Annotated in this window: 24 protein-coding genes; 8 read left to right on the forward strand and 16 right to left on the reverse strand. The window is 68.1% G+C overall.

The annotated features are described in order from the left end of the window. Positions 1 to 8: 8 nt before the first annotated feature. Positions 9 to 917: a DMT family transporter gene (locus ABL844_RS07070; protein WP_418130861.1), complete on the reverse strand. Its 909-nt coding sequence runs from the start codon at positions 915 to 917 to the stop codon at positions 9 to 11. A gap of 118 nt (positions 918 to 1,035) precedes the next feature. Here ABL844_RS07070 and ABL844_RS07075 point away from each other — a divergent pair, with 118 nt between their 5' ends. From ABL844_RS07075 to ABL844_RS07085, 3 genes are all read left to right on the forward strand, one after another. Continuing rightward, the gene (locus tag ABL844_RS07075; protein ID WP_126023107.1) at positions 1,036 to 2,022 is read left to right on the forward strand and encodes a quinone oxidoreductase family protein; all 987 of its coding nucleotides are present in this window, start codon (positions 1,036 to 1,038) and stop codon (positions 2,020 to 2,022) included. Between the two features lie 116 nt (positions 2,023 to 2,138). Beyond that, positions 2,139 to 2,540: a response regulator gene (locus tag ABL844_RS07080; RefSeq protein WP_418124852.1), complete on the forward strand. Its 402-nt coding sequence runs from the start codon at positions 2,139 to 2,141 to the stop codon at positions 2,538 to 2,540. 192 nt (positions 2,541 to 2,732) lie between these two features. Then, a complete protein-coding gene (locus ABL844_RS07085) occupies positions 2,733 to 3,743 on the forward strand; it encodes a bile acid:sodium symporter family protein (RefSeq protein ID WP_184635278.1) in 1,011 nt (336 codons plus the stop codon). A gap of 27 nt (positions 3,744 to 3,770) precedes the next feature. On the opposite strand, the gene ABL844_RS07090 is transcribed toward ABL844_RS07085, so the two are convergent. The 10 genes from ABL844_RS07090 to ABL844_RS07135 all read right to left on the reverse strand — a co-directional run bounded on the left by ABL844_RS07090 (position 3,771) and on the right by ABL844_RS07135 (position 15,849). Beyond that, positions 3,771 to 5,432 carry a Na/Pi cotransporter family protein gene (locus ABL844_RS07090; RefSeq protein WP_418130862.1) on the reverse strand — a complete coding sequence of 554 codons (1,662 nt, stop codon included), beginning with the start codon at positions 5,430 to 5,432 and terminating at the stop codon, positions 3,771 to 3,773. Positions 5,433 to 5,505: 73 nt separating this feature from the next. After that, a complete protein-coding gene (locus ABL844_RS07095; RefSeq protein ID WP_418130863.1) occupies positions 5,506 to 6,357 on the reverse strand; it encodes a phosphodiesterase in 852 nt (283 codons plus the stop codon). After that, on the reverse strand, positions 6,354 to 7,418 hold the full coding sequence (locus tag ABL844_RS07100) for an ABC transporter ATP-binding protein (protein ID WP_418130864.1): 1,065 nt from the start codon (positions 7,416 to 7,418) through the stop codon (positions 6,354 to 6,356). The genes ABL844_RS07095 and ABL844_RS07100 overlap by 4 nt, the downstream gene beginning before the upstream one ends. Continuing rightward, positions 7,408 to 8,208 carry an ABC transporter permease gene (locus ABL844_RS07105; protein ID WP_418130865.1) on the reverse strand — a complete coding sequence of 267 codons (801 nt, stop codon included), beginning with the start codon at positions 8,206 to 8,208 and terminating at the stop codon, positions 7,408 to 7,410. Before ABL844_RS07105 ends, ABL844_RS07100 begins: the two co-directional genes overlap by 11 nt. Positions 8,209 to 8,218: 10 nt before the next feature. Further along, complete coding sequence (locus ABL844_RS07110; protein ID WP_126023114.1) at positions 8,219 to 9,058, reverse strand: ABC transporter permease; 840 nt, start codon at positions 9,056 to 9,058, stop codon at positions 8,219 to 8,221. Between the two features lie 16 nt (positions 9,059 to 9,074). Next, positions 9,075 to 10,085 (reverse strand): ABC transporter substrate-binding protein, encoded by a 1,011-nt coding sequence (locus tag ABL844_RS07115; protein WP_369659363.1) that lies wholly within the window; start codon positions 10,083 to 10,085, stop codon positions 9,075 to 9,077. A 50-nt stretch (positions 10,086 to 10,135) separates the two neighbouring features. Further along, the gene (locus ABL844_RS07120) at positions 10,136 to 11,170 is read right to left on the reverse strand and encodes a LacI family DNA-binding transcriptional regulator (RefSeq protein ID WP_418130866.1); all 1,035 of its coding nucleotides are present in this window, start codon (positions 11,168 to 11,170) and stop codon (positions 10,136 to 10,138) included. 145 nt (positions 11,171 to 11,315) lie between these two features. Further along, complete coding sequence (gene lspA / locus ABL844_RS07125; RefSeq protein WP_019654284.1) at positions 11,316 to 11,831, reverse strand: signal peptidase II; 516 nt, start codon at positions 11,829 to 11,831, stop codon at positions 11,316 to 11,318. Next, entirely contained in the window at positions 11,831 to 14,680 is a 2,850-nt protein-coding gene (gene ileS / locus ABL844_RS07130) for an isoleucine--tRNA ligase (RefSeq protein WP_418130867.1), read from the reverse strand. The genes lspA and ileS overlap by 1 nt, the downstream gene beginning before the upstream one ends. A gap of 131 nt (positions 14,681 to 14,811) precedes the next feature. Continuing rightward, positions 14,812 to 15,849: a bifunctional riboflavin kinase/FAD synthetase gene (locus ABL844_RS07135; protein ID WP_184635294.1), complete on the reverse strand. Its 1,038-nt coding sequence runs from the start codon at positions 15,847 to 15,849 to the stop codon at positions 14,812 to 14,814. A 166-nt stretch (positions 15,850 to 16,015) separates the two neighbouring features. Here ABL844_RS07135 and ABL844_RS07140 point away from each other — a divergent pair, with 166 nt between their 5' ends. Then, positions 16,016 to 16,576: an HNH endonuclease gene (locus tag ABL844_RS07140; RefSeq protein WP_019654281.1), complete on the forward strand. Its 561-nt coding sequence runs from the start codon at positions 16,016 to 16,018 to the stop codon at positions 16,574 to 16,576. A 13-nt stretch (positions 16,577 to 16,589) separates the two neighbouring features. Here ABL844_RS07140 and ABL844_RS07145 read toward each other — a convergent pair whose 3' ends face one another. From ABL844_RS07145 to ABL844_RS07160, 4 genes are all read right to left on the reverse strand, one after another. Further along, the gene (locus tag ABL844_RS07145; protein ID WP_418130868.1) at positions 16,590 to 17,381 is read right to left on the reverse strand and encodes an enoyl-CoA hydratase; all 792 of its coding nucleotides are present in this window, start codon (positions 17,379 to 17,381) and stop codon (positions 16,590 to 16,592) included. Positions 17,382 to 17,399: 18 nt separating this feature from the next. Beyond that, positions 17,400 to 18,758 (reverse strand): alpha/beta fold hydrolase, encoded by a 1,359-nt coding sequence (locus ABL844_RS07150; protein WP_418130869.1) that lies wholly within the window; start codon positions 18,756 to 18,758, stop codon positions 17,400 to 17,402. 187 nt (positions 18,759 to 18,945) lie between these two features. Then, on the reverse strand, positions 18,946 to 20,061 hold the full coding sequence (locus tag ABL844_RS07155; protein ID WP_418130870.1) for an acyl-CoA dehydrogenase family protein: 1,116 nt from the start codon (positions 20,059 to 20,061) through the stop codon (positions 18,946 to 18,948). A 13-nt stretch (positions 20,062 to 20,074) separates the two neighbouring features. Then, positions 20,075 to 21,256: an acyl-CoA dehydrogenase family protein gene (locus ABL844_RS07160; protein ID WP_184635302.1), complete on the reverse strand. Its 1,182-nt coding sequence runs from the start codon at positions 21,254 to 21,256 to the stop codon at positions 20,075 to 20,077. Positions 21,257 to 21,388: 132 nt separating this feature from the next. Here ABL844_RS07160 and purN point away from each other — a divergent pair, with 132 nt between their 5' ends. Then, complete coding sequence (gene purN / locus ABL844_RS07165) at positions 21,389 to 21,985, forward strand: phosphoribosylglycinamide formyltransferase (protein ID WP_126023124.1); 597 nt, start codon at positions 21,389 to 21,391, stop codon at positions 21,983 to 21,985. 37 nt (positions 21,986 to 22,022) lie between these two features. Continuing rightward, positions 22,023 to 22,343: an I78 family peptidase inhibitor gene (locus tag ABL844_RS07170; RefSeq protein WP_184635304.1), complete on the forward strand. Its 321-nt coding sequence runs from the start codon at positions 22,023 to 22,025 to the stop codon at positions 22,341 to 22,343. Between the two features lie 70 nt (positions 22,344 to 22,413). On the opposite strand, the gene ABL844_RS07175 is transcribed toward ABL844_RS07170, so the two are convergent. Beyond that, positions 22,414 to 22,647, reverse strand: coding sequence for a DUF1653 domain-containing protein (locus tag ABL844_RS07175; RefSeq protein WP_418130871.1), 234 nt, complete (start codon positions 22,645 to 22,647; stop codon positions 22,414 to 22,416). A gap of 55 nt (positions 22,648 to 22,702) precedes the next feature. Here ABL844_RS07175 and ABL844_RS07180 point away from each other — a divergent pair, with 55 nt between their 5' ends. Both ABL844_RS07180 and ABL844_RS07185 read left to right on the forward strand, forming a co-directional pair. Next, positions 22,703 to 24,556: a M48 family metallopeptidase gene (locus tag ABL844_RS07180; RefSeq protein ID WP_126023127.1), complete on the forward strand. Its 1,854-nt coding sequence runs from the start codon at positions 22,703 to 22,705 to the stop codon at positions 24,554 to 24,556. Positions 24,557 to 24,596: 40 nt separating this feature from the next. After that, the gene (locus tag ABL844_RS07185) at positions 24,597 to 25,868 is read left to right on the forward strand and encodes an RsmB/NOP family class I SAM-dependent RNA methyltransferase (RefSeq protein ID WP_369659357.1); all 1,272 of its coding nucleotides are present in this window, start codon (positions 24,597 to 24,599) and stop codon (positions 25,866 to 25,868) included. The last annotated feature ends 42 nt before the right edge of the window (positions 25,869 to 25,910 follow it).

Raw genomic sequence — 25,910 nt, forward strand, 5'->3', positions numbered from 1 at the left:
GGCTGCGCTCAGCGGCGCGACGCGACCACGATCCCGCCCACGATCAGCAGGAACGCCGCGCCGTGATACCAGTGCGGCGGCTCCCGCAGGAAGGCCGCCGACAGCACCGCCGCGAACAGCGGCGTGAGGTTCATGAAGATGCTCGCCGCCTGCGGCCCCGCGCGCTGCACGCCGGTGCCCCAGCAGCGGTACGCCACCACGGCAGGTCCGATGCCGATGAACAGCATCGCCGCGACCAGCGGCCAGCCGAGCTCGATGTGCGCGGGCGTCAGCGTCCATTCGCCGGCGGCCAGCGCGCCCGACCACGCGAGGCCGAACACCAGCTGCGCCATCAGGAACGCGGCCCAGTCCTTGCGCACGGCCGCGGGCTCGTGCGTGCGCGCCAGCAGCCAGCTGTAGAAGGCCCACGAGATGGTGCCCAGGATCATGTACAGATCGCCCGGCACCAGCCGCAGCCCGAGCAGTTGTTGCCATTCGCCGCGGCTGAGCACCAGCAGCACGCCCGCCATCGACAACAGGGCGCCGCCGATCTCGCGGCCGCTGATGCGCGCGCGGAAGAAGAGGGCGCCCACCGCCAGCATCCACAGCGGCAGGCTCGAGCCGACCAGCGTCACGTTGATGGGCGTGGAGGTCTGCAGCGCCAGGTACTGGAAGGCGTTGTACAGGCCGATGCCAAGCAGCCCGAGCACGGCGTAGCGCTTCCAGTGCGCCCACAGCGGGCTGTCGCGGCGCAGCACCTGCGCGGCCAGCGGCAGCAGGAGCACGAAGGCGATGACCCAGCGCACGAAGTTCAGCGTGAGCGGCGAGACCAGCTCCCGCATCAGCCGGCCGACCACGGCATTGCCGGCCCAGAGCAGCGGAGGAACGACGAGAAGGAAGACGGTGAGGGGAGCGAGGCGCTGCGGCTGTGTCTGCATGGCCGCCGACTCTACCGGGCAATGATTCCCCGCGCCGTCGCCGGAAGCTCAAACATGGCAGGATGCCTTCCCCTTCTCTTTCCCCTTCCTTCCTTTCCAGAGCGTGGAGACCGCAACGATGAAGAGCAAAGCCGTCCGTATCGACCGCCATGGCGGTCCCGAAGAACTCAAGATCGTCGAGGTGGATGTCGGCGAGCCCGGCCCGGGCGAGATCCGCATCCGCCACAAGGCCGTGGGCCTGAACTTCATCGACACCTACCAGCGCAGCGGGCTCTACCCCTTCCAGATGCCGCTGCAGCTCGGCATGGAGGCCTCGGGCGTGGTCGAGGCGGTGGGCGAGGGCGTCACGCATCTGAAAGCCGGAGACCGCGCCGCCTATGCCAGCCAGCCGCCCGGCGCCTACAGCGAGCTTCGCGTGATGCCGGCGAAGAACGTCTGCAAGCTGCCCGACGACATTTCCTTCGAGACCGGCGCGGCCATGATGCTCAAGGGCCTGACCACGCAGTACCTGCTGAAGAAGACGCTGCCGGCCGAAGGCCTGCAGGCCGGCGACTTCATCGTGTTCCACGCGGCTGCGGGCGGGGTCGGGCTGATCGCCTGCCAGTGGGCCAAGGCGCTGGGCCTGCAACTGATCGGCACGGCCGGCAGCGACGCCAAGTGCAAGCTCGCGCTGGAGCACGGCGCGGCCCACGCCATCAACTACAGCACCGAGAACTTCGCGGCGCGCGTGAAGGAGATCACCGGCGGCAAGGGCGTGAAGGTGGTGTACGACTCGGTGGGCAAGGACACCTTCGAGGGTTCCATCGACTGCCTGCGCCCGTTCGGCCTGCTGGCCATCTTCGGCAACGGCTCGGGCCCGGTGCCGCCGGTCAACCTCGGCGTGCTGGCCTCCAAGGGCTCGCTCTACATCACCCGGCCCACGCTCTTCACCCACATGGCCACGCGCGAGAGCACGCAGGCGATGGCCGACGACCTGTTCGCGGTGGTGCGCAGCGGTGCGGTGAAGATTCCGATCGACCAGCGCTACCCGCTGGCCGACGTGCAGCAGGCGCACCGCGACCTGGAAGCGCGCAAGACCACGGGCTGCACGATCCTCACGCTCTGACTCCGGGGCAGCAGGGCGCGCCGGTCTTGTCCTACCGGCGCAGGGGTGTCATGCCTTCGACTTGTGCCACGAGCAATTTGTAGCCTGTGGATACAGCACAGAGGCAAGCACTCCCAATGACCACCGTTCGCACCTTCATCGTCGAGGACAACCCCACCATCCGCCGCAACCTCGCGGGCACGCTGCGGGAGGTGGCGAGGGTCGAGCCGGTGGGCGAGGCGGAAACCGAGGCCGAGGGTTCGCGCTGGCTCTCGGGCAACCTTTCGCAATGGGACCTGGCCATCGTCGACCTGTTCCTGAAGGACGGTACCGGCTTTCGCGTGCTGGAAGCCTGCCGCAACCGCAGCCCCGCGCAGAAGATCGTGGTGCTCAGCAACTACGCCACGCCCGACATGCGGCGCAAGTGCGTCCACCTGGGCGCCGACGCGGTGTTCGACAAGGCCACCGAGATCGACGACCTGATCGACTACTGCCAGCGCCGTCGTCAGGCGCAGTTCAGTTCGAGCACGGCACACTGAAGCGCCGTGGTGGGGCATTCCCGGGCTGCCCGGCAGCGATGCCGGAACTGACCGAAAATCACCCCTTGAAGGCGCGAGGAGCACGCGCCGGGCTCCGCAAAGTGGCGACCAGATTCATGCGCGGAAATCACAAATTCCCCTGCTGAGTCGGCCTGCGCGCCTGCAACGCGCGGCGTTCGTCCAGGTTGCAACATGTCCCGCCCCCGTTTTCTTCCCGACAACTTCACCCTCGCGCTTCTCTCGGTCGTGACCCTCGCCAGCCTGCTGCCGGCCAGCGGGCAGCTCGCGCACTTCTTCGAGGGACTGACCACCGTGGCCATCGGCCTGCTGTTCTTCCTGCACGGGGCCAAGCTGTCGCGCGAGGCGATCGTCAACGGGCTCATGCACTGGCGGCTGCACCTGCTGGTGTTCGGCAGCACCTTCGTGCTGTTCCCGGTGCTCGGGCTGGTGCTCAAGCCATTCCTGCTGCCGCTGGTGACGCCCGAGCTCTACACCGGCGTGCTGTACCTGTGCGTGCTGCCGGCCACCGTGCAGTCGGCCATCGCCTTCACCGCGATGGCCCGGGGCAACATGCCCGCGGCCATCTGCAGCGCATCGGCCTCTACCCTGCTGGGCGTTTTCATCACGCCGGTGCTGGTCAACCTGGTGGTGGTCCCCAGCGGCGGCCATGCGGCTTCTTCCTCGCTGGATTCCATCGGCCGCATCCTGCTGCAACTGATGGTGCCCTTCGCGGCGGGCCACCTGCTGCGCCCGCTGATCGGCAAGTGGATCCAGCGCCGCGCCGCGGTGCTGAAGTTCGTCGACCAGGGCTCGATCCTGCTGGTGGTCTACACCGCCTTCAGCGCGGCCGTCATCGAGGGGCTGTGGAAGCAGGTGCCGGCGCACGCGCTGGTCGGCCTGCTGGTGGTGTGCGCGGTGGTGCTGGGCCTGGCGCTGAGCCTCACGACCCTGTTGGCGCGCAAGCTGGGCTTCGACACGGAAGACGAGATCACCATCGTCTTCTGCGGCTCCAAGAAGAGCCTGGCCAGCGGCATCCCGATGGCGAAGGTGCTCTTCGCCTCGCATGCGGTGGGCGCGATCGTGCTGCCGCTGATGCTGTTCCACCAGATGCAGCTGATGGTCTGCGCGGTGCTGGCGCAGCGCTATGCGCGGCGCGGGCGTGACGAGACCGCGGTGCTGAAGACGGCCGAGCAGGCCAAGTAAGAAAGCAGCCGGGAGTCGGGAGGGCGCTCAGCCCTCGATCTTCCCCAGCCGCGATTCCCTCAGCCGGCTGGGTGCCAGCGCCCCGGCCGACTCCAGGATCGGATACGCGATCGAGCAGATGTGCGAGTTGATGCGCTTCAGGTCGCTGATCAGGTCGATGTGCAGCGAGCTGGTCTCGATGCTCAGGGTGGTGCGGTCCGACAGCCGGTCGAGGTGGGTGGTGGCGTAGGCCCGCTCCAGGTCGCGAAAGCGCGCCTTTTCCTCCAGCAGCTTCTGCGCGTCGCGCACGTTGCCGTTGAGGAACACGCTCATGCTCAGCCGCAGGTTCGCCACCAGCCGCCCGTGCAGCTCGACGATCTCGGCCATGCCGGCCTCGGAGAAGTTGCGCTGCGGTTTGATCTTCTTGTCTTCCACGTCGATGATCACGCGCTCGATGATGTCGCCGATCTGCTCCATGTTGATCGTGAAGCTGATGATGTCGGTCCAGCGGCGGCTTTCCTCCTCGCCCAGCGCCTCGCGCGAGATGCGTGTCATGTAGTACTTGATCGCCGAGTAGAGCTGGTCCACCGTGTCGTCGAGCTGGCGCAGCTCCTGCGCCAGCCGCAGGTCGTTGTGGCGGATCACGTCCAGGATGCCGATCAGCATGGTCTCCACCACGTCGGCCTGGTGCAGCGCCTCGCGCGCGGCGTTCGAAATGGCGAGCGAGGGCGTCGAAAGCGCCGAGGGGTCCAAGTGATGTGGCCGCGTGGAGCCCGCCGGTTGCTGCGGCTGGGGCAGCATGTGCGTCACCAGTCTTGCGACCAGCTGGGTGAGGCCAATGAAGCCCACGCTGATCACCACGTTGAATGCCAGGTGGAACAGCACCACGCCGTGCGTCTGGTTCGGCAGCTCGGGCTGCACGTAGCGGATCCACAGGCCGACGAAGGGCGCCACGATGGCCACGCCCAGCGCCTTGAAGAGCAGGTTGCCGATGGTCACCTGCCGCACCGATACCGCCGACTTGGCCGTGGTCAGCACCGCCAGCAGGCCGCTGCCCAGGTTGGCGCCGAGCACCAGCCCGAGCGCCACGTCCAGCGGCACCACGTTCGAGGTGGCCATGGCCGCCACCAGCAGCACCACCGCCAGGCTCGAATAGGCCACGATGGCCAGCACCGAGCCGATGGTGATCTCCAGCAGCACGTCGCTGTTGATCGACGCGAGCAACGCGCGGATGGCCGGCGAGGAGAAGAGCGGTTCGGTGGCTTCCACCACCAGTTGCAGCGCCAGCAGCATCAGGCCCAGCCCGATCAGCACCCGGCCGACGCGCCCCGCCACGGTGGCCGAGCGCGTGATGAAGAGCACCACCCCCACGAAGATAAACATCGGCGAGAGCCACGAAAGGTCTGCCGAGAACAGCACCGAGATCAGCGCCGTGCCCACGTCTGCGCCCCGCATCACCGCCAGCGCGGCCGGCAGCGTGACCAGGCCCTGTCCGACGAAGGACGAGGTCATGAGCGAGGTGGCGGTGCTCGACTGCACCAGCGCCGTCACGCCAATGCCCGAGAGGGCGGCCGTGAAGCGGTTGCGCATGCTCTGCACGAGGATCTTGCGCAGGTTGGCGCCGAACACGCGAAGAACACCGGTTCGGACCAGGTGCGTGCCCCAGACCAGCAGGGCCACCGCCGCCAGCAGATTCAGGAGGTGCTTCATGGAGGTCGGGTTCTATCCTTTCTTTTCGTTTTGCTTCGTTTCGACCCCATTTTCCACAAGTGAGCGCTCAGGGCTAGTCGATCAGCGCTCCGTTGTCGTGGAAGGGGTAAGGCCCCTCGAAACTTCCGGAGGCGGCCAGATGGGTAACGAGCCGGCGCCCGCGCGCGGACCAGGCGTGCACCCGGAACGAGGGCGGCTCCAGCGTCCAGGCCGAGTCGGCGTCGGGCGCCAGGTCGAGGCAGACCTGATGGGCCTGTGCCGGAGAGGTCGAGGCGATGGTGCCGCCGAAACGCACGTCGATGGCCCGGTGCAGGTGGCCACAGATGATGCGCTCGACGTTCGGATAGCGCGAGACCAGGGCTTCGAGCGCTTCGGCGCCCTCCAGCAGGCCGATCTCGTCCATGTGGCCGATCAGCGTCTCGAAGGGCGGATGGTGCATGGCGATGACGACTGGCTCGCCGCGGCAGGCGTCCAACTGCGCTTCGAGCCAGGCCAGGCGTTTCTCGCACAGCGCGCCGTGGCTGGCGCGGGGCACGCAGGTGTCGAGCGTGAGCAGCCGCAGCGCGCCGATGCGCACCGAATACTGGATGAAGCCGCCGTCTTCCGCGCCCAGGTAGGGGTGGCCAGGAAAGCTGCGGCGCAGCTGGTCGCGGTCGTCGTGGTTGCCGGGCATCAGGTAGACCGGCATGGTCAGCGGGGCCAGCAGGCGGGCGAGGTGCTCGTACTCGGCGGCGCGGCCGAAGTCGGTCAGGTCGCCGGTGACGACCACAGCGTCGGGCTGCTGGCGCAGCGCGAGCACCGACTGCACCGCGCGCTCCAGGTAGGGAGCCGTGTCGATGCGGCCGTAGGCCAGCCGGCCCGGCTCGCGGATGTGCAGGTCTGTGAGCTGGACCAGGATGGTGTTGGCGGTTTCTGTCGTCGTCATGCGATGGTTTCTTCCTGCGACGTCATCAGGCGTTCGGGCTGGATGCGGAGCCCCACCGTGTCGCCCGGCCCGAAAGGATTGTCGCGCCCCACGTCGGCCACCAGCATGGGCTGGTCCTGCGCGCGCAGGTGCAGCTGCACGCGGTCGCCGAGGAAGGTGCGGCGCTCGACAATGGCGGCGCCCCAGTCGAGCTGGGGCGTGCCGACCTCGATGTCCTCGGGCCGCACCAGCAGGGTCGCATGGCTGCGCCACGCCTGCGGGCAGGGCAGGGTCGTTCCTCCGAGTCGGACAACGCCCTGAGCGATGGCGTCCTGCCCGCGCTCCAGCCGGTTGACCCGGCCCAGGAACTCGGCCACGAAGGGATGCGAGGGCGCGCGGTACAGGTCTTCGCCGCGGCCCACCTGCACGATGCGGCCGGCACGCATCACCGCGAGCCGGTCGGCGATGGCGAGCGCCTCCTGCTGGTCGTGCGTGACGTGGATGGCCGTGATGTGCAGGCGGCGCAGCAGCTCGGCCAGCTCGTCGCGCAGCGACTCCTTGAGCTTGGCGTCGAGCGCGGCCAGCGGCTCGTCGAGCAGCAGCACTCGCGGGCGCACCGCCACCGCGCGCGCCAGGGCCACGCGCTGGCGCTGGCCGCCGGAAAGCTCGGAGGGGCGCTTGTTCTCCAGGCCGCCCAGCCGCACCAGGTCGACCAGTTCGCCGACGCTGCGCTTTTCCTCTTCGGCCGACACGCCCCGGATGCGCAACCCGTAGCCGATGTTGGCCGCCACGGTCATCTGCGGAAAGAGCGCGTAGCTCTGGAACACCATGCCCACGCCGCGATGCTCCACCGGGCGCTGCGTGACGTCCTGGTCGCCGAAGACGATGCGGCTGCCCGCGTCGGGCGATTCCAGCCCGGCGATCAGCCGCAGCAGCGTGGTCTTGCCGCAGCCCGAGGGGCCGAGCAGCGCCAGCACCTCGCCGGCCTCCACGCGCAGGCTGGTGGGCTGCAGGCCGCGCGTGCCGTCGGCATAAGTCTTCGCGCAGTTGGCGATGTCGATGGGGATACGTTCAAGTTCCATGGCGCTTCTGAATCAGGTTGGCAAGGTACTGCAGGCCCCACAGCACCGGAAGGATGACGGCGAAGAAGACCAGCGTGTAGGCCGATCCGATCTCGATGCGCATCGAGGCGTAGCTGTCGGCCAGGCCCACGGGCAGGGTGCGGGTGAGCGGCGTGTGCAGCATCCAGGTGAGGTTGAACTCGCCCACCGAGAGCGTGAACACCATCAGGCTGCCGGCCACGATGGCCGGGAACACCGCGGGCACCAGGATGCCCATGAAGCGCTGGCGGAAGTTCGCGCCCAGCGAGCGCGCGGCCTCCTCGAGCGCGAGCAGTTCGTCGCGCTGGAAGGCCGAGCCCACGGTGCGAACCATGAAGGGCAGCGTGAAAACGATGTGGCCGACGAGGATGAATGCGAAGCTCTGGCGGAAGGCCGTGAGCTGGCCGTAGGCGAGGATCAGCGCGAGCGCCGTGGCCAGCCCCGGCACCGCGACCGGCAACGTCAGCAGTTCCTCGAAGATGCGCGCCGCGCGCGAGCGGCTGCGCGCCAGCGCGTAGGCGCAGGGCACGCCCAGCAGCACCGTGCCGGCGACGCAGGCAGCGGCCAGCGCGAGCGACCACCCCACGGTGCCGCCGTAGTTCTCCCATACCTCGGACAGCCAGCGCAGCGTGAGGCCGCTCTTGAGGCCAGCGCTGTAGTTGTTGACCAGCCCGGCCATCACCGACAGCAGCATGGGGGCGATCATGAAGAGGCTCACGATCGCCGTCACTGCGAACAGGAACGGAGCCTTCGGTTGAGTGTTCTTGCGCATGGTGCGGACCTCAGCGTGCGACGGGGTTCGCACCGAAGCGGCGCGCCACGAACAGCACCAGCCAAGTCACGACGCCCAGCGCGATCGACAGCGACGCGGCCAGCGCGAAGTTGGCGTAGTTGGTGAACTCGTTGTAGATGGTGATCGGGATCACCTCGAACTTGCTCGCCAGCGTGAAAGCGGTGCCGAAGGCGCCCATCGAGGTGGCGAACAGGATCGCGCCGCAGGCCAGCGTGGTGGGCGCCAGCTCGGGCATCCACACGTCGCGCGCCACGCGCAGCCGCGAGGCGCCCAGCGAACGCGCGGCCTCTTCCAGCTGCGTGTTCATCGATTCGGCCGCCGCCGCGTAGGTGGCGATGGCGCGCGGCAGCGAGAAATACAGGTACGCCAGGAACAGCCCGAGCAGGCCGTAGGCGAAGGTGATGCGCTCGCCGAAGAGGCTGTCGCTGATGCTGGCGACCACGCCCTGTCGCCCGCCGAGCAGGATCACGAAGAAGCCGATGATCACGCCCGGGAACGACAGCGGCAGCGTGAGCAGCGACAGCAGCACGCGCTTGCCCACGAAGGCGCGGCGCGCGAGGTAGATGCCCACGGCCGCGCCCAGCACCAGCGTGGCCAGCGTCACGGCGACCGAGAGCACCACGGTGTTGACCATGCTCGCGAGGTAGCGCGCGTCGGTCAGCACCGCGAAGTAGGTGGCCCAGCCCTTGCCGGCGGGCAATGCCATCAGGCGCACCACCGGCAGCAGCCAGAAGGCCGCGAAGAAGGCGGCCGCGGGCGCGACGCAGGCCAGCAGGCGCCAGCGCGGGTTCCAGGCGCTGGATGCGTTGGAGAGAGTGGCTTGCGTCATCGCACGCGGCGTCCGCTCAGCGGACTTCCTTCAGGTACTCGTCGGAGAAGGCCTTCTGCGCGGCGGCCATGCGGCCGTAGTCCACGCTCTTGGCGCGGGCGTACTCGCTGGCGGGCAGGAACTGGGCCTCGATGTCCTTGGGCATGGCGCTGGCGCGCACCGGGCGCAGGTAGGCCTTGGCCCAGATCGCCTGGCCTTCGTCGGACAGGGTGAAGTCGAGCACCTTCTTCGCGTCGGCCGCGTGCGGGGCCTTGGCGACCAGGCTCATCACGTAGGGCACGGCCAGCGTGCCTTCGCTCGGAATGACGAAGGCGACGTTGGCCTTGTCCTTGTACTTCGCGCGGTAGGCATTGAAGTCGTAGTCGAGCAGGATCGCGATCTCGCCCGAGAGCACGCGCGCATAGGAGGTCTGCTTCGGCACGATGGGCTCGTTCTTCTGCAGCGCCTTGAAGTAGTCGATGGCCGGCTTGAAGTTGTCGAGCGTGCCGCCGCGCGCTTCGTTCACCGCGACCGCGCCGACGTAGCCGACGAAGGCCGAGGCCGGGTCGAGGTAGCCGATCAGGCCCTTGTACTCGGGCTTGAGCAGGTCGGCCCACGACTTCGGCACCGGCTTGCCCTTTAGCGCGTCGACGTTGACCATGAAGCCCAGGGTGCCCGAGTGGATGGTGAACCAGTTGCCGGCCGGGTCCTTCAGGCCGTCGGGAATGTCTTTCCAGGCGGCGGGCTTGTAGGGCTCGACCAGGCCGTCCTTGGCGGCCTGCACGGCGAAGGTCACGCCGAGGTAGGTGACGTCGGCTACGGGGCTGGCCTTCTCGGCTGCCAGCTGCGCGAGCGACTGGCCCGAGTTCTTGTTGTCGGGCGGCACGGTGACGCCGGTCTTGGCCTTGATGGCCTTGAGCTGCGTGCCCCAGTCGGCCCATTCGGTCGGGCAGTTGTAGCAGATGGCGGTCTGCGCCATGGCGCTGCCGGCGACGAGCGTGGCGGCGAGCAGGCCGAGGCGGGCCAGGCGGTGGATGCGTAGGGACATGATCGGAAGCTCCTTGGATGGATGTAGGTGCAGGCAGGGAACGGGGAAGGTCAGGAAATCGCGGCGTTGTTGTCGTCGTTGTTTTCGTTCTCGTGCACCGAGGCGCACGACTCGCCGTCTCGGAATGAATGGGCAAGCAGCAGGCTCGCGTCGGCCTGCAGCGCGGCGCCGCTGGCCATGGCCTGGATCAGCAGCTCGACGCTGTGGCGGCCGATGTCGCTGTTGGGCTGGGCGATGGTGGTGAGCGCGGGCGTGAGGTCCTCGCCGAGCGCGATGCCGTCGAAGCCGACCACGCTGAGGTCGCCCGGCACCGACAGGCCGCTGAGGTGCGCGGCGCGGATGCTGCGGATGGCCAGCAGGTCGTTGGAGCAGATCAGCGCGGTGGGCCGGTTGCGTGCCTGTAGCTGCTTCGAGAGCGCATCGACGGCCGTTTCGACGAACGGCACCTCGACGAGCGCGGGCGCCGGCAGGCCGGCTTCGGCCATGCCCCTGCGGTAGCCGCGATAGCGCTGCTGCGCGCGGTCGGAGGCGGCGAGCGTGCCGCTGACCATCGCGATGCGGCGGTGGCCCAGCAGCACGAGCCGCGCCACCGCGTCGGCCACGGCGCTTTCGCTGTCGACCGACACGCAGGGGTGCTCGGGATGACGGTTGTAGGCCAGCACGTAGGGCACGCCGGCCGCCTGCAGGCGGGGCAGGGCGGCCGAGGTCGAGGGGTTCGACACCACGAGGATCAGGCCGTCGACGCTGCCGGCCAGCAGCAGGTGCACGGCGCGCTCTTCCTCGTCGAGCTGGTAGCCGGTGGTGACCGGGATGATCGCGTAGCCCCCTGCGATGGCCGCGCGCGCGATGCCCTGCAGGCATTCGGCGAAGGTCGGGTTCAGCAGGGTCGGAAGCACCACGCCGAGCACGCGGCTGCGCTGGGTGCGCAGGGTGCGCGCGCTGGCGTTGGGCACGTAGTTGAGCTCGCGCGCCACGCGTTCCACCAGCTCGCGCGTGGCGAGCGTCACCTTGTCCGGAAAGTTGAAGGCGCGCGAGACGGTGGCCACCGAGACCCCGGCTTTGGCTGCAACGGCTTGGATGCTCATCGTGCGGTGTTCATGTAATCGATTACATTGAACCGCGGCAGTATGACTTTGTTATGACATCGGGAGAAAGCGGGAAAAACCCTCGGCCTTGGCGCGAGCGAAGGCCCAAATAAGAAGGGGCCCGGCGGGCCCCTTCGAGAGAACGTTACTTGCCCCTGCGGACCCGCCGGATCTCGTCGACGATCAGGCAGATCGCCCCGAGCGTGATGGCGCTGTCCGCCGCGTTGAAGGCCGGGAAGTACCAGTTGCCTGCGTGGAAGCTCAGGAAATCGACCACGTAGCCGTGCATCATCCGGTCGACCACGTTGCCGATGGCGCCGCCCAGGATGCAGGCCATGGAGAACGAAAACAGCTTCTGCCCCGCGTGCGACTTCAGCATCCACACGATGAACACCGCCGCGCCCACGCCGATGGCGGTGAACAGCCAGCGCTGCCAGCCCGAGTGGTCGGCGAGGAACGAGAAGGCCGCGCCCGTGTTGTGGGCGCGCACCACGTTGAAGAAGCTGGTGACGTAGGTGGCGTCGCCGAGCTTGTAGTAGCCCAGGATCAGCGTCTTGGTGAACTGGTCGATGATCACGATGATCACCGCCAGCCCCAGCCACGGCCAGATGCTGCCGCCGCGCGAACGCGAGGCCGAGGACATGGAGCGGGCGGCGGCCATCAGGCAACGCTCCGCGATTCGCCGGCGCCGAACAGGTTGCTCGTGCAGCGTCCGCACAGCGTCGGATGGGCCGCGTCGTGGCCCACGTCGTCGCGGTAGTGCCAGCAGCGTTCGCACTTCTGTGCGGTGCTCGGCGTCACCACCGTGGCGAGCGCCTCGCCGGCGGCCAGCGCGATCGCCGAGGTGATGAAGACGAACTTCAGGTCATCGCCCAGCGAGCCCAGCAGCGCGAAGTCGTCGGCCGGTGCCGTCAGCTGCAGGTCGGCCTGCAGCGAGGAGCCGACCTTGCCTTCGGCGCGCACGGCCTCGATGTCCTTGTTGACCACGTCGCGGATCTCGCGGATGCGGTTCCACTTGGCCAGCAGGGCCTCGTCGGGCGCGGCGAACTTGCTGTAGGTCTGCGTGAAGATCGAGTCGCCCGGCTTGCCGGTGCCCACGATCTTCCAGGCTTCCTCGGCGGTGAAGCTCAGGAAGGGCGCCATCCAGCGCAGCATTGCCTGCGAGATGTGCCACAGCGCCGTCTGCGCGCTGCGGCGAGCCAGCGAACCCGGGGCCGTCGTGTAGAGGCGGTCCTTCAGGATGTCGAGGTAGAAGCCGCCCAGGTCTTCCGAGCAGTAGATCTGCAGCTTGGCCACCACCGGGTGGAACTCGTACACCTTGTAGTGCGCGAGGATCTCGGCCTGGAACTGCGCGGCGCGCGAGAGCGCGTAGCGGTCGATCTCGAACAGCTGGTCGAGCGGAACGCCGTCTTTCTCGATGTCGAAGTCGCTGGTGTTGGCCAGCAGGAAGCGCAGCGTGTTGCGGATGCGGCGGTAGGCGTCGACCACGCGCGCCAGGATCTTGTCGTCGCCCGCGATGTCGCCCGAGTAGTCGCTCGCGGCCACCCACAGGCGGATGATTTCCGAGCCCAGCTTGTTGCTGATCTCCTGCGGGTCGATGCCGTTCTTGAGCGACTTGCTCATCTTGATGCCCTTGGCATCGACCGTGAAGCCGTGCGTCAGCAGGCCGCGGTACGGTGCGCGGTCTTCCAGCATGCAGGCGATCAGCAGCGACGAGTGGAACCAGCCGCGATGCTGGTCATGCCCCTCGAGGTACAGGTCGGCTTCCGGCCCCGTGTCGTGGTGCACCGTGGGGTGCGTGCCGCGCAGCACGTGGGAGAAGGTCGAGCCCGAGTCGAACCACACCTCGAGGATGTCGGTGCTCTTCGTGTAGTGCGGCGCGTCCTCGGCGCCCAGGATTTCCTCGACGGTGACGCGGCTCCAGGCCTCGATGCCACCCTTCTCGACGATGTCGGCGGCCTGGTCGAGGATTTCCATGGTGCGCGGGTGCAGCTCGCCCGAGTCCTTGTGCAGGAAGAACGGGATCGGCACGCCCCAGCTGCGCTGGCGGCTGATGCACCAGTCGGGCCGGCCGGCGATCATGTCGTGCAGTCGCGCCTTGCCGTTCTCGGGGTAGAAGCTGGTCTGCTCGATGGCGTCGAGCGCGGTCTGGCGCAGCGTCTTGGGCGCCTTGTCCTTGGTGAATACGCCTTCGCCCTCGTCCATGCGCACGAACCACTGCGCCGCGGCGCGGTAGATCACCGGCGTCTTGTGCCGCCAGCAGTGCGGGTAGCTGTGCGTGATGGTCTCGGTGGTCAGCAGGCGGTTGGCGTCGCGCAGCGCGGCGATGATTTCCGGTACGGCCTTCCAGATGTTCTGCCCGCCGAAGAGCGGGAAGTCGGGCGCGTAGCTGCCGTTGCCCTGCACCGGGTTCAGGATGTCGTCGTAAGCGACGCCGTGGGCGATGCAGGAGTTGAAGTCGTCCAGGCCGTAGGCGGGCGAGGAGTGCACCAGGCCCGTGCCGTCGGTGGCGGTGGCGTAGTCGGCCAGGTAGACGGGCGACAGGCGCCGGTAGCCGGCGTCCGCGTCGTACAGCGGATGCTCGAATTCCAGGCCGCCGAGCTTCTCGCCCTTGACCGTGGCCAGCACCTTGCCGTCGAGCGCATAGCGCGTCATGCACATCTCGACCAGCGAGTTGGCCAGGATCAGCAGGCCGCGCTCGGTGTCGACCAGCGAGTACTCGAGCTCGGGGTTGAGGTTGATCGCCTGGTTGGCGGGGATGGTCCAGGCGGTGGTGGTCCAGATCACGGCGAAGATGTCGCCGAGGATCGTGTGGTCGGTGCCGAAGGCCTTGAGCACCTTCTCGCGCTCATGCGCCTTGAAGGCCACGTCGATGGTCTGGCTCTTCTTGTCGGCGTACTCGATCTCGAACTCGGCCAGCGAGGAGCCGCAGTCGAAGCACCAGTACACGGGCTTCAGACCGCGGTAGACGAAGCCGCGCTCGATCACGCGCTTGAACGCGCGCAGCTCGCCGGCTTCGTTGGCGAAGTCCATGGTCTTGTAGGGATGGTCCCATTCGCCCAGTACGCCCAGGCGCTGGAAGTCGGCCATCTGCTGGGCGATCTGGCCGGTGGCGAAGGCGCGGCTCTTGGCCTGCATCTCGTCGCGGCTCAGGTTGCGGCCGTACTGCTTTTCGATGGCGTTCTCGATCGGCAGGCCGTGGCAGTCCCAGCCGGGCACGTACAGGGCGTCGTAGCCCTCGAGCTGGCGCGCCTTGGTGATCATGTCCTTCAGGATCTTGTTCACCGCGTGGCCCATGTGGATCTGGCCGTTGGCGTAGGGCGGGCCGTCGTGCAGGATGAACTTGGGCGCGCCGTGGCGGGCGTCGCGCAGGCGGTGGTAGCGGCCTTCGTCGTTCCATTCCTTCACCCAGCCCGGCTCGCGCTTGGGCAGGTCGCCGCGCATCGGGAAGGGGGTGTCGGGCAGGTTCAGCGTGGAACGGTAGTCTTTGGGAGAAGCGGCGTCAGACATGTTGGGGTACGAAACAGGGGGCTTCGACAGGCTCGGCCCGAACTGCCCGGGAAAAAAGGAGCGCGTCGGTGCGGAGGGTAAAGCCGTTCGCCCTGAGCTTGTCGAAGGGCGGCAGCACGGGGCGTGCAGGGCTAAATTCGGTCGCGCGTGGTCTGGCGGTGGGTTTCGGCGTGGGTCGATGCGAAGAACGCGCGAGCGTCGCGGCCATCCTTCGCGATGCCCGCGGTGAGGGCTTCGAGGCTGGTGTAGCGCAATTCGTCGTGCAGTTTGTGCAGGAGTTCCACGCGGACGATTTTACCGTAGGCCCCTTCGGCACCCAGATGCGAGGGCCACTCCAGGCAATGGGTTTCGAGCAGCACCCGCCCGGCGTTGACGTCGTTGGCGTCCAGCGAAGGGCGCACGCCCAGGTTGGCCACGCCCGGCAGCGGCTCTTCGGACAGGCCGTGCACCAGCACCGCGAAGATGCCGCTGGCGGCCGGCTTCCAGTGCTTGAAGCGCAGGTTGAGGGTGCGAAAGCCGTCGTCCTTGCCAGGCGCCGAAGCCCCGAGCGCCCGGCCCAGCTTGCGGCCGTGGACCACGTGGCCCGAGATGGTGTACGGACGCCCCAGCAGGGTGTGGGCATCGGCCATGCGGCCTTCGGCCAAGGCCTCGCGCACGGCGGAGCTGGAAACCCGCAGGCCGTGCACCTCGTAGCTGTTCATGCGGGCCACGTCGAAGCCGTGGGCGTCGCCGGCCGCGTCGAGCATGGCGTAGTCGCCGGCCCGCTTGGCGCCGAAGCGGAAGTCGTCGCCCACCAGCACGTAGCGCGCGCCCAGGCCGTCGATCAGCACGTTCTGGATGAATTCCTCGGGCGACTGCGAGGCCAGCCGGGCGTCGAAGGGCAGCACGATGGTCTGCGCCACGCCGCAGGCGGCCAGCTCGCTGAGCTTGTCGCGCAGGGTGCCGATGCGCGCCGGCGCCAGGTCGGGTTTCTTGGTGACGGCGGCGAAATAGTCGCGCGGATGGGGCTCGAAGGTGAGCACGCAGCTCGGCAGCCCGCGCTGGCGGGCCTCGGTCTGCAACAGTGCGAGCATGGCCTGGTGGCCACGGTGCACGCCGTCGAAATTGCCAATGGTCAGGGCGCAGGCGGGGGCTACGCCAGGATGCCGGAAGCCACGAAAAACCTGCATCGGTGAGTATCTTTTTGATAGCGCCTTCCGCCCGTCTAATGGGCGAATCAGGCCGATTTGTCACAAAGCCGGTATATTGTGACGCAGCGCGTCGATCGGCGTGGGCCCGCAACGCGCTCCGTGTCCCTGGTCTTTCCGTGTTCTCTCCCTTTTCGAGGAGGCGTGTGTGAAGGTCTTGAAGCTGTCGGCCCAAGGGCTGCCCCAGTCATGGATTTCGCTGGAACAGGCGGTGATCCACTACGCCGCGGACGAAGTCCGCTGGGAAGTGGGTGCGCAGGTGGCGGTGTTCCGTGGCGGCCACAACGCGATCACCGGCGAGCAGTCGCAGATCGCGATCAACAGCATCATCGGCACCAAGGGCGTGCCCCGCATCAACCCCTTCGCGCTGCGCCCCGGCCTCACCAACAGCAAGCTCTTTGCGCGCGACCGCAACATCTGCGCCTATTGCGGCGGCCACTTCCACGAGGACGAACTCACGCGCGAGCACATCATCCCCTTCGCCCAGCGGGGCATCGACACCTGGATGAACGTGGTCACGGCCTGCAGGCCCTGCAACCACCGCAAGAGCAGCCGCACGCCCGAGCAGGCCGGCATGCCGCTGCTGTATGCCCCCTACGTGCCCAGCCTCTGGGAAGACTTCATCCTGCGAAACAGGCGCATCCTGGCCGACCAGATGGAGTTCCTGATGGCGCACCTGCCGCAGAGCTCGCGGCTGCACGATTCCTAGCTGACCGGCGCTCTCAGCGTTTCCAGGCCGGCGGGCGCTTCTCGATGAAGGCCTGCACGCCCTCCAGCGCGCTCTCGTCCATCATGTTGCAGGCCATGGTCTGGCTGGCGTCGGCCAGTGCGGCCTCGATGCCGGTTTCGAGCTGGCGGTAGAACAGGGCCTTGCCCAGCGCGAGGGCCGTGCGGGGCTTGGCGACGATGCTGGCGACCAGCGATTCGACCGCCGCATCCAGCTCTTCCGGCGGCGCCACGCGGTTGATCAGGCCCTTCTCGCGCGCCTCCTGCGCGCTGATGAATTCACCCGTCACCAGCATCTCGAAAGCTTCCTTGCGCCCGAGGTTGCGCGAGAGCGTGACGCTCGGCGTGGCGCAGAAGAGGCCTACGTTCACCCCGCTGACCGCGAAGCGCGCGTCGCTCGAAGCCACCGCCAGGTCGCAGACCGCGACCAGCTGGCAGCCCGCCGCCGTCGCGATGCCGTGCACGCGCGCGATCACCGGCACGGGCAGCTTCTGGATCGACAGCATCATCGCGCCGCAGCGCTCGAACAGCTGTTCGTAATAGTCGAGCGAAGGGGCTGCGCGCATTTCCTTCAGGTCGTGGCCGGCGCAGAAGGCCTTGCCGGCCCCGGCGATGACCACCGCGCGCACGCTGCCGTCGGCGGCGACTTCGCCCAGCGCCTGCTCGAGCGCGCCGAGCATGCCTTCGCAGAGCGCGTTGAACGCGGCCGGCCGGTTCAGCGTCAGCGTGACCACGCCGCGCTCGTCGCGCGACTGCAGGATGAAAGGGGAGTCGGTGCTGTCGGTCATGACCTGCCCTTGCCTCGCTCAGTAAGTCAGTTCGAGCACCGTGACGTGCTCCTTCGCCGCCGGCCAGGTCAGGCCGGTGAGGCGCTCGCCGTTGAACTCGCCCGTCACCGGGCGCTGCGGCTCGGCGGCCGCGACGCGCAGCCGCGAACTCGACACGCCCGAGCCTTTGGGCGGCACGCCCGCCGGCGGGCTCTGGCCGTCGAAGCGCATGGTGTCGCGCTGCGCGTCGAAGTAGCCGCGCGGCCGCGTGAAGACGACGACCGCGCCGGCGCTGCCGTCGGCCGGCGTGACGCGCTCGGGCCGCAGGTTCACCACGCCGCTGCTGCGCGGGAAGGGGCTGCGGTAGATGTGGGTGGTGCCGTAGCTGGGCGTGGCCAGCACGAATTCGTAGGCCGCGTCGCCGCGTGCCTTGAAGGGGCCCCAGCGGCCGTCGGCGCCGATCGACTTGGTGAAGACCGCCTCGCCGAGCCGTGCGCCGCTGGCGGGGTCGACCGTGTAGACGGTCACCGTCGCGCCGTTCAACGCGAGGTTCTCGGCGCCGAGCGCGCGGCCGTTGAGCACGACATTCGCCTCCGGAGCCACCTCGGTGGTGCGCGGCGCCTGTCCGGTCAGGAACTGCCAGGTCGCGGCGAAGGCGGCGGGCGAGAACGAAGTCTCGCGGTGGTCGACGCGCGGCAGCGCGATGTTGGTCGCGCCCTTGAGCGCCGGTCCGTCGAAGCCGATGTTGGTCGGCTTGCCGGGCGCGCCGATCCACACGCCGTCGGGCTGGGCGTACTTGTCGTTGTTGTCGGAGCGCAGCGTCAGCCATTTCACGCCGGGCGTGACTTCTTCGCCGTTCGGGCCCTTCGGCGCATTGAGCTGCTGCATGAAGCCCGAGAGTCCCGAGAACTCGTTGTTCTCGCGCAAGCCCTTCACCGCCCAGATGCCGTGCGCGGGGTTGCCGCCCAGCACCACGTGGCTCACGACCGCAGCGCCGCCGCCGTTCTGCACATAGTTGCGGATGGTGTTGCCGCCGCGCGAGTTGCCGATCAGCACCACCTTGCTCGCGCCGGTGGCCTTCAGCACCTTGTCGACCTCGGCCTTGAGGAACACGGCCGATTCGCCGGTCGAGCTGCGCCCGGGTTGCGCCACGGCGTCGTCGTCGCGCGCGACCGGGTTGGGCTGGTCGACCGCGAACAGCCGCTCGCGCGGCCAGCCATTCGATTCGAAGCGCCAGATCGTCGTCTGCCAGAGCGCGGCCGAGTCGCCGTTGCCGTGCATGAACACGATGGGCGGGCGCTCGGTGTAGGAAGGCGTGGGGGAGGTGGCGCAGGCGGTCAGCATCGCGGTGGTGGTTCCTGCGGCCATGGCGACCAGAAGAGAGCGGCGAGTCTGCATGTTTCGTTCCTGGGGTCCTGGAGTGAGGGGCCAAGTGAAAACGCCCGCCAGCGCAAAGGCGGGCGGGCGTTGGATGCTAGCGGAACACCGCGGAACCGGCTTGGCTTTGCCGGGCCGCAGGTGTTGCCCCCGGTAGGTGGCTGGCGCAGCGACACGAAGTGCGCGCAGCCTGGGCGCGAGCCTTGTCCTAGGCGAAGACGCCGGCGGTGTCCTGCATGCGGGCGGAGACCTCGCCCAGGTGGTGCAGCGTGTCGCCGAAGGTCATTTCCATCTGCGTGAGCTTGCGGAAGTAGTGGCTGCCGATGTACTCGTCGGTCACGCCGATGCCGCCGTGCAGCTGCACCGAGTTCGCGGCGATGTAGCGCATCGACACGCCGAGCTGGTACTTGGCGCGGGCCAGCGCCTGGCGGCGTTCGTCGGCCGGGGCGTTGAGCTTGAGCGTGGCGTAGTAGCTCATCGAGCGGGCTAGCTCCAGCTGCATCTTCATGTCGGCGACGCGGTGGCGCAGCGCCTGGAAGCTGGAGATGACCACGCCGAACTGCTTGCGCTGGTTCAGGTATTCGACGGTGAGGTCGACGGTCTTGTCCATCACGCCCACGCCTTCGGCGCAGAGGGCGGCGATGCCGACGTCCACCGCGTATTCGAGTGCGGCCAGGCCGTCGAGCGTCACCAGCGTGGCGTCGGCCTTGTCGAACACGACCTCGGCGGCACGGGAGCCGTCCTGCGTGCCGTAGCCGCGCGCTTCCACGCCGCTGGCGCTGCGCTCGACCAGGAAGAGGGCGATCTTGCCGTCGACCTTGGCCGGCACCAGGAAGGCATCGGCTTCGTCGCCCACGGGCACCACGCTCTTGGAGCCGGTCAGCGACCAGCCGCTGCCAGCCTTGGCAGCATGGGCCTCGCACACGTCGAGGCGATAGCGCGCCTTTCGTTCCTGGTAGGCCAGCACCACGATGGCCTGGCCGCCCGCGATGCGCGGCAGCCAGCTTTCCTTGGTGTCGGCACCGGCGTAGCCGCTGAGCACTGCCCCGGCGATCAGCGTCTGCGCGAAGGGCTCCAGCACGATGCCGCGGCCCAGTTCTTCCATGACGACCATGCCCGCGACCGGGCCCATGCCCAGGCCACCGTCGTCCTCGCTGATGTAGAGGCCGCCCAGGCCAAGCTCGGCCAGTTCGTCCCAGGCCTCGCGCGAGAAGCCGCCCTTGGCCTCGATGCCGCGGCGGCGCTCGAAGTCGTAGCCCTTGTCGATCCACTTGCGCACGGCGTCGCGCAGCTGTTCCTGGTCGTCGGTGAAATTGAAGTCCATGCTCGTTGTCTCCTCAGCCCAGAACCGTCTGCGCGACGATGTTGCGTTGCACTTCGTTGCTGCCACCGTAGATGGTGGTCTTGCGCATGTTGAAGAAGGTCGACGCCAGCGGCGCGAGCGCCGGGTTGCCGCCAGGGAAATTGCCCTGCCAGCCGGCTTCCATCGCCTCGCGGATCAGTGGCAGCGAGTAGGCGCCGCCGGCCAGCATCATCAGTTCGCTGTAGCGCTGCTGAATCTCGCTGCCCCGGATCTTGAGCAGGCCCGCCACGTCCAGCGAGTTCTTGCCCGAGGTGGCGGCTGAGAGCACGCGCAGCACCATCATCTCGAGCGCGACGATGTCGACCTCGAGCTTGGCGATCTCGTCGCGGAAGCGCTGGTCTTCGTAGACGCCTTCGCTCTTGGCGATGCGCTTGAGCCGCTCGAGCTCGCGCTTGGCGCGGTTCACGTCGGCGATGTTGGTGCGCTCGTGCGAGAGCAGGTGCTTGGCGTAGGTCCAGCCCTTGTTCTCCTCGCCGATCAGGTTCTCGGCGGGCACTTCGACGTTGTCGAAGAACACTTCGTTGACTTCATGGCCGCCGTCGAGCAGCTTGATCGGGCGCACGGTGACGCCGGGCGACTTCATGTCCAGCAGCAGGAAGCTGATGCCGGTCTGGGGCTTGCCCTCGCTGCTGGTGCGAACCAGGTTGAACATCCAGTCGCCGTACTGGCCGAGGGTGGTCCAGGTCTTCTGGCCGTTGACGATGTACTTGTCGCCCTTTCGCTCGGCCTTGGTCTTCAGCGATGCCAGGTCGGAGCCCGAACCCGGTTCGCTGTAGCCCTGGCTCCACCAGACTTCGCCGCTGGCGATGCCGGGCAGGAAGCGCTTCTGCTGCTCGGCGTTGCCGAAGGCCATGATGACCGGGGCAACCATCACCGGGCCGAACGGCACGATGCGCGGCGCGCCGGCCAGTGCGGTTTCTTCCTCGAACAGGTGGCGCTGGACGGCGGTCCAGCCCGGGCCGCCGAATTCCTTCGGCCAGCCGTAGCCCAGCCAGCCCTTCTTGCCGAGGATCTTGGCCCAGCCTTGCAGATCGTCGCGCGTCAGCTCGAGCGCGTTGTGCACCTTGTGCGAAATCTCCTTGGGGAGGTTGTCCTTGACCCATGCGCGAACTTCTTCGCGGAACTTCTGTTCTTCGGGTGTGAAGCTCAAATCCATGCGTGCCTCGCTGTGTTGATCGGTCCACCGCAGACGCGGTGTGTCTCCGGAACCACGAGTTTTAGCACGGTCGTGCTGTGATGCGGTGTCCGCGCGGCGACAAGTGGCGCGCCACGGATAATCCCGCCTCCAATGAAGAACATCGTGATCCTGATCTCCGGCGGCGGCTCCAACATGGAGGCCATCGTGCGCGCCGCCGGGCGCGACCGCTGGGCCGAGCGCTACGGCGCGCGCATTGCCGCCGTGGTGAGCAACAAGGCCGAGGCCGGCGGGCTGGCGATCGCCAGGGCCCAGGGCATCGACACCGCGGTGGTCCCGCACAAGGATTTCGCCACCCGCGAGGCCTTCGACGAGGCGCTGGCGAAGGTGGTCGACGGTTACGCACCGGCGCTGGTGGTGCTGGCGGGCTTCATGCGCATCCTGACGCCGGGCTTCGTCGGCCGCTATGCGGGCCGTCTGGTGAACATCCATCCCTCGCTGCTGCCGGCGTTTCCAGGCCTGAATACGCACCAGCGCGCCATCGAGGCGGGCTGCAAGGTGGCCGGCGTGACGGTGCACCAGGTTACAAATGAACTCGATCACGGGCCGATCCTGGCCCAGGCCGCGGTGCCGGTGCTGCCGGACGACACGGCCGCCACGCTGGCCGCACGGGTGCTCGCGCAGGAGCATCTGTTGTATCCGCGAGCCATCGCCGGCTGGCTGTCGGATACATCGCGTCACAATGAGTAAAGTTGTTTATATTCGCGGGTTTTCGGGAGTCCAGAAAGTGAAGAACCAATCGTTGCTGCTGGCGCTTGCCGGCGCCGCCCTGATGGCGGGCTGTGCAGCTCCGGCGCCCGCGCCAGCCCCCGCCGCACCTCCGGCTCCGCCGCCGGAGCCGGTGTACCAGTGCAATGCGGACGGCGCCCGCTTTGCCATCGGACAGCCGGTGACGCCCCAGCTCGAGGCCGCAGCACGCGTGCGTTCGGGCGCCGGCACCGTGAGAGTGCTGAAGCCGGGCGAAGTGACCACGATGGAACTCAACGGCGGGCGGCTCAATCTGGACGTCGATGCCCGCAACCGCGTGACGGACGTCCGCTGCGGCTGACCCTCGTCCGGGTTGCTGCGAAAAAGGTAGCAACCCGTCCAGGCAGGATGGGCTTGCGCAGCCTGACTGGCTAGATCGGTGTGAATCTTCTGCGGGCGACGCCGTCTATCTCGATGGTTTCGCCGAACATCGCGGCCGGCCGGACCCAGAGGCCGTGCGCGCCGTACAGGGCCCGGTAGAGCGTCATCGGCTCCAGCGTCTCGCTGTGGCGCACGGTGCCGAGCACTTCGTATTCGCCGCCCTTGTAGTGGCGGTAGCGGCCGGGAGGCGTTTCGATCAGGGGAGGGAGGTCTTCGTCGTTCAACGGCGGCTTGCCTTTCTTCAAAAAAAACTGGCGGGCTTGATTTGACTGGAGTCGGATGGATCGCGCTGATTTTGTTCACCTGGTTCGACTGAGCGAGCATGCCAGTGCGGACGACAGCGCGCGCTACCGGCGCAGCGTCGCGGCCTTTGCCGCGCTCGGCTACCTCTGGGTGCTGGGCTGCCTCGGGCTGTCGGTGGGCATCATCGCCTGGGTGCTTGCCTCGATCGGGGAGGTGCGCTTCAACTTCACGCGAGGCTGGCTGTTGCTGTTTGCGCTGGGACTTCTGTGGGCGACGCTGCGCGCGCTCTGGGTGCGCTTCGACGAGCCGGAAGGCATCGAACTCCATCGCGAAGACGCCCCGGCGCTCTTCGAGGCACTTGACCGCATCCGTGCCCGGATCAAGGGGCCGCCGGTCCACCACGTCTACCTCGACGACGACTTCAACGCCAGCATCCGGCAGGTGCCGCGCTTCGGACTCTTCGGTGGCGCTGTCAATTCGCTGAGCATCGGACTGCCGCTGCTGATGATGCTCGACCGGCGGCGGCTGCTGTCGGTACTGGCCCACGAGTACGGCCACCTGCGCGGCAACCACGGGCGGCTGAGCGCCTGGATCTACCGCACGCGGCTGTCTTGGCTCAAGCTGGACGCCAGCCTGCAGCGCAACGAGGGCGTGATGGCGCTGTTCTCTCAGGCGTTCTTCCGCTGGTACTTTCCGCGCTTCGCGGCCAAGACCTTCGCGCTGGCCCGCCAGGACGAATACGAGGCCGACCGCATCTCGGGCCGCCTGCTGGGGGCGCCGGTGGCGGGAGCCGCGCTGACCGAGATCGCCATCAAGGCCAACTGGTACGCCAACGAGTTCTGGCCCTGGCACTGGGCCCGTGCCGAGCACGAGCCGATGCCGCCGGGGCCCTTCGAGGCGCTGCGCAAGCGCGTGCGCACGCCGCCCGACGACGACTTCGCCCGCCAGGCGCTGCGCGAGGCGATGCGCCGTGTAAGCGACCTGGAGGACACCCATCCGGTCTTGCGCGACCGGCTGGAGGCGCTGGGGCAGAAGGCGGCCATGCCCGAGTGGTCGATGCGCCCGGCGCTCGAAATGCTGGTCGACCGCAAGAAATGGATCGCGCATTTCGACAGCCAGTGGCGCCGCGCACACGCTGCCGACTGGAAGCAGCATCACGCGCACCGCTCGCGCATCCGCGAGCGCATCGCGGTGCTGGCCGCGCGCGGCGAGCGAAACACGCCGGACGAAATGGTCGAATGGGCCGATTCCGAGCGGCGGCTCGACCCGTCCGCCCCCGTGCGCGTGCGTTACGAAAGCGCGCTGCGGATCGCCCCCGAGCACCCCGGCGCGCTGCGAGGACTGGCCCAGATGCTGCCGGCCAGCGACCGCGAGGCGCGGCTCGCGGTGCTCGAGCGGCTGCACGGCTCCGGCGCGGCCAGCCGCTGGTGGGCCGCCAAGAGCGCCGTGGCCTCTCTCGAAGACCCGGACGCCGGTCCGCACGACGAAGAAGCGCTGAAGCTGTGGCGCGGCCGCCTCAAGGAGGCGGAGGAGGCCGAGACGCGCGCATGGGAGGAGATCACCGGTACGCCGTTCTTCAGCCAGATCTCGCGGCACGACCTCAACGACTATGAACTGGGCGAACTGCGTGCCGACCTGGTGCGCTGCCTGCCTGCCTCCCGTGCCTGGCTGGTGCGCAAGAACCTGCGCGAATTTCCGTGGCGCCGCGCCTACATCGTGTTCGTCGAGCTGCCGGGGCTCGATGACGAGGACCGCTGGAACCTCTGCCGCCAGCTGGAGCAGACGCTCACGCTGCCGGGCGCCGCGCTGGTGCTGTGGGCTGGCCATTCGCCGAAGCTGGAAGACATCGAGCGCGAGGCTTTCGGGGCGGTCTGGGTGCGCGACGCCTAGGCTTTCGGGCCGGGTTCCCCGCGGCTGAGACAATCGGGGGATGCATCCCAAAGCCCTGTTGGAGGCCGCCGCCGATCTGGTCGGCCTCGTCCTGAAGTTCGATCACCCCGCCGACCAGGTCGTGTCCCGGTTCTTCCGCGACCACCGCGAGTTCGGCCCGCGCGAGCGCGCGACGCTTGCCGAAACCGTCTACACCGTGCTTCGCAAGAAGCTGCTTTTCGATCACCTCTCGCCCTCGGGCAGCGGCTCGAAGGAGCGTCGGATGGCGATCTTGGGCTTCCATGGCCCGCGCGACTTCCTGAAGAGCGCGCTCAACGACACCGAGAAGCGCTGGCTCGACAACTGCGACGCCGTCAGGCCCGACGACCTGCTGGAGCGTCATCGCCACAACCTCCCCGAATGGCTGGTAGCGCCGCTGAAGGCGCAGCTCGGCGACGGCTTCTGGCCGCTGGTCGAGGCCCTGCAGCAGCCCGCCCCGCTCGATCTGCGCGTCAATGCGTTGACCGACAAGCGCGCGGATGTAAAGGCGGAGCTTGCGCTGGCTGCTATCAAATCGGAAGCGACACCTTTTTCGCCATGGGGCCTGCGCATCGATGGCAAGCCGGCGCTGACCAAGCTGGACGCCTTTGCCCGGGGCGCCGTCGAAGTGCAGGACGAGGGCTCCCAGCTGCTGGCCCTGCTGCTGGACGCCAAGCGCGGCGAGATGGTGGTCGATTTCTGCGCCGGCGCCGGGGGCAAGACGCTGGCCATCGGCGCGACGATGCGCAACACCGGCCGGCTGTACGCCTTCGACGTCTCTGCGCACCGGCTGGACGCGCTCAAGCCGCGGCTGGCGCGCAGCAAGCTGTCGAACGTTCATCCGGCCGCCATCGCCCACGAGCGCGACGACCGGATCAAGCGGCTGGCGGGCAAGATCGACCGCGTGCTGGTCGACGCGCCCTGTTCGGGGCTGGGAACGCTGCGGCGCAATCCGGACCTGAAATGGCGGCAGTCGCCCAAGTCGGTAGAGGAGTTGACGGTCAAGCAGGCAGCCATCCTGCAGAGCGCCGCGCGGCTGGTGAAGTCGGGCGGGCGTCTCGTTTACGCCACCTGCAGCGTGCTGCCGGAGGAAAACGAAGCCATCGCCGAGGCTTTCAGCGCCGCCAATCCCGACTTCGCGCCCGTGGATGTGGCGGAATTGCTGCAGGGGCTCAAGGTCGAGGGTTTCGAGGCGCTGTGCGCAGGCGGGGAGGGCGCCAGGCGCTATCTGCGGCTCTGGCCGCACCTGCATTCGACCGACGGTTTCTTCGCCGCGGCCTGGAACCGCAAATAGAGGGCGGACTCCAAACTAGGGTTAATCTGCGCTTTTCGTGAA

The sequence above is a fragment of the Variovorax sp. 278MFTsu5.1 genome (genome assembly GCF_048305045.1).
Taxonomy (GTDB): Bacteria; Pseudomonadota; Gammaproteobacteria; order Burkholderiales; family Burkholderiaceae_C; genus Variovorax; species Variovorax guangxiensis.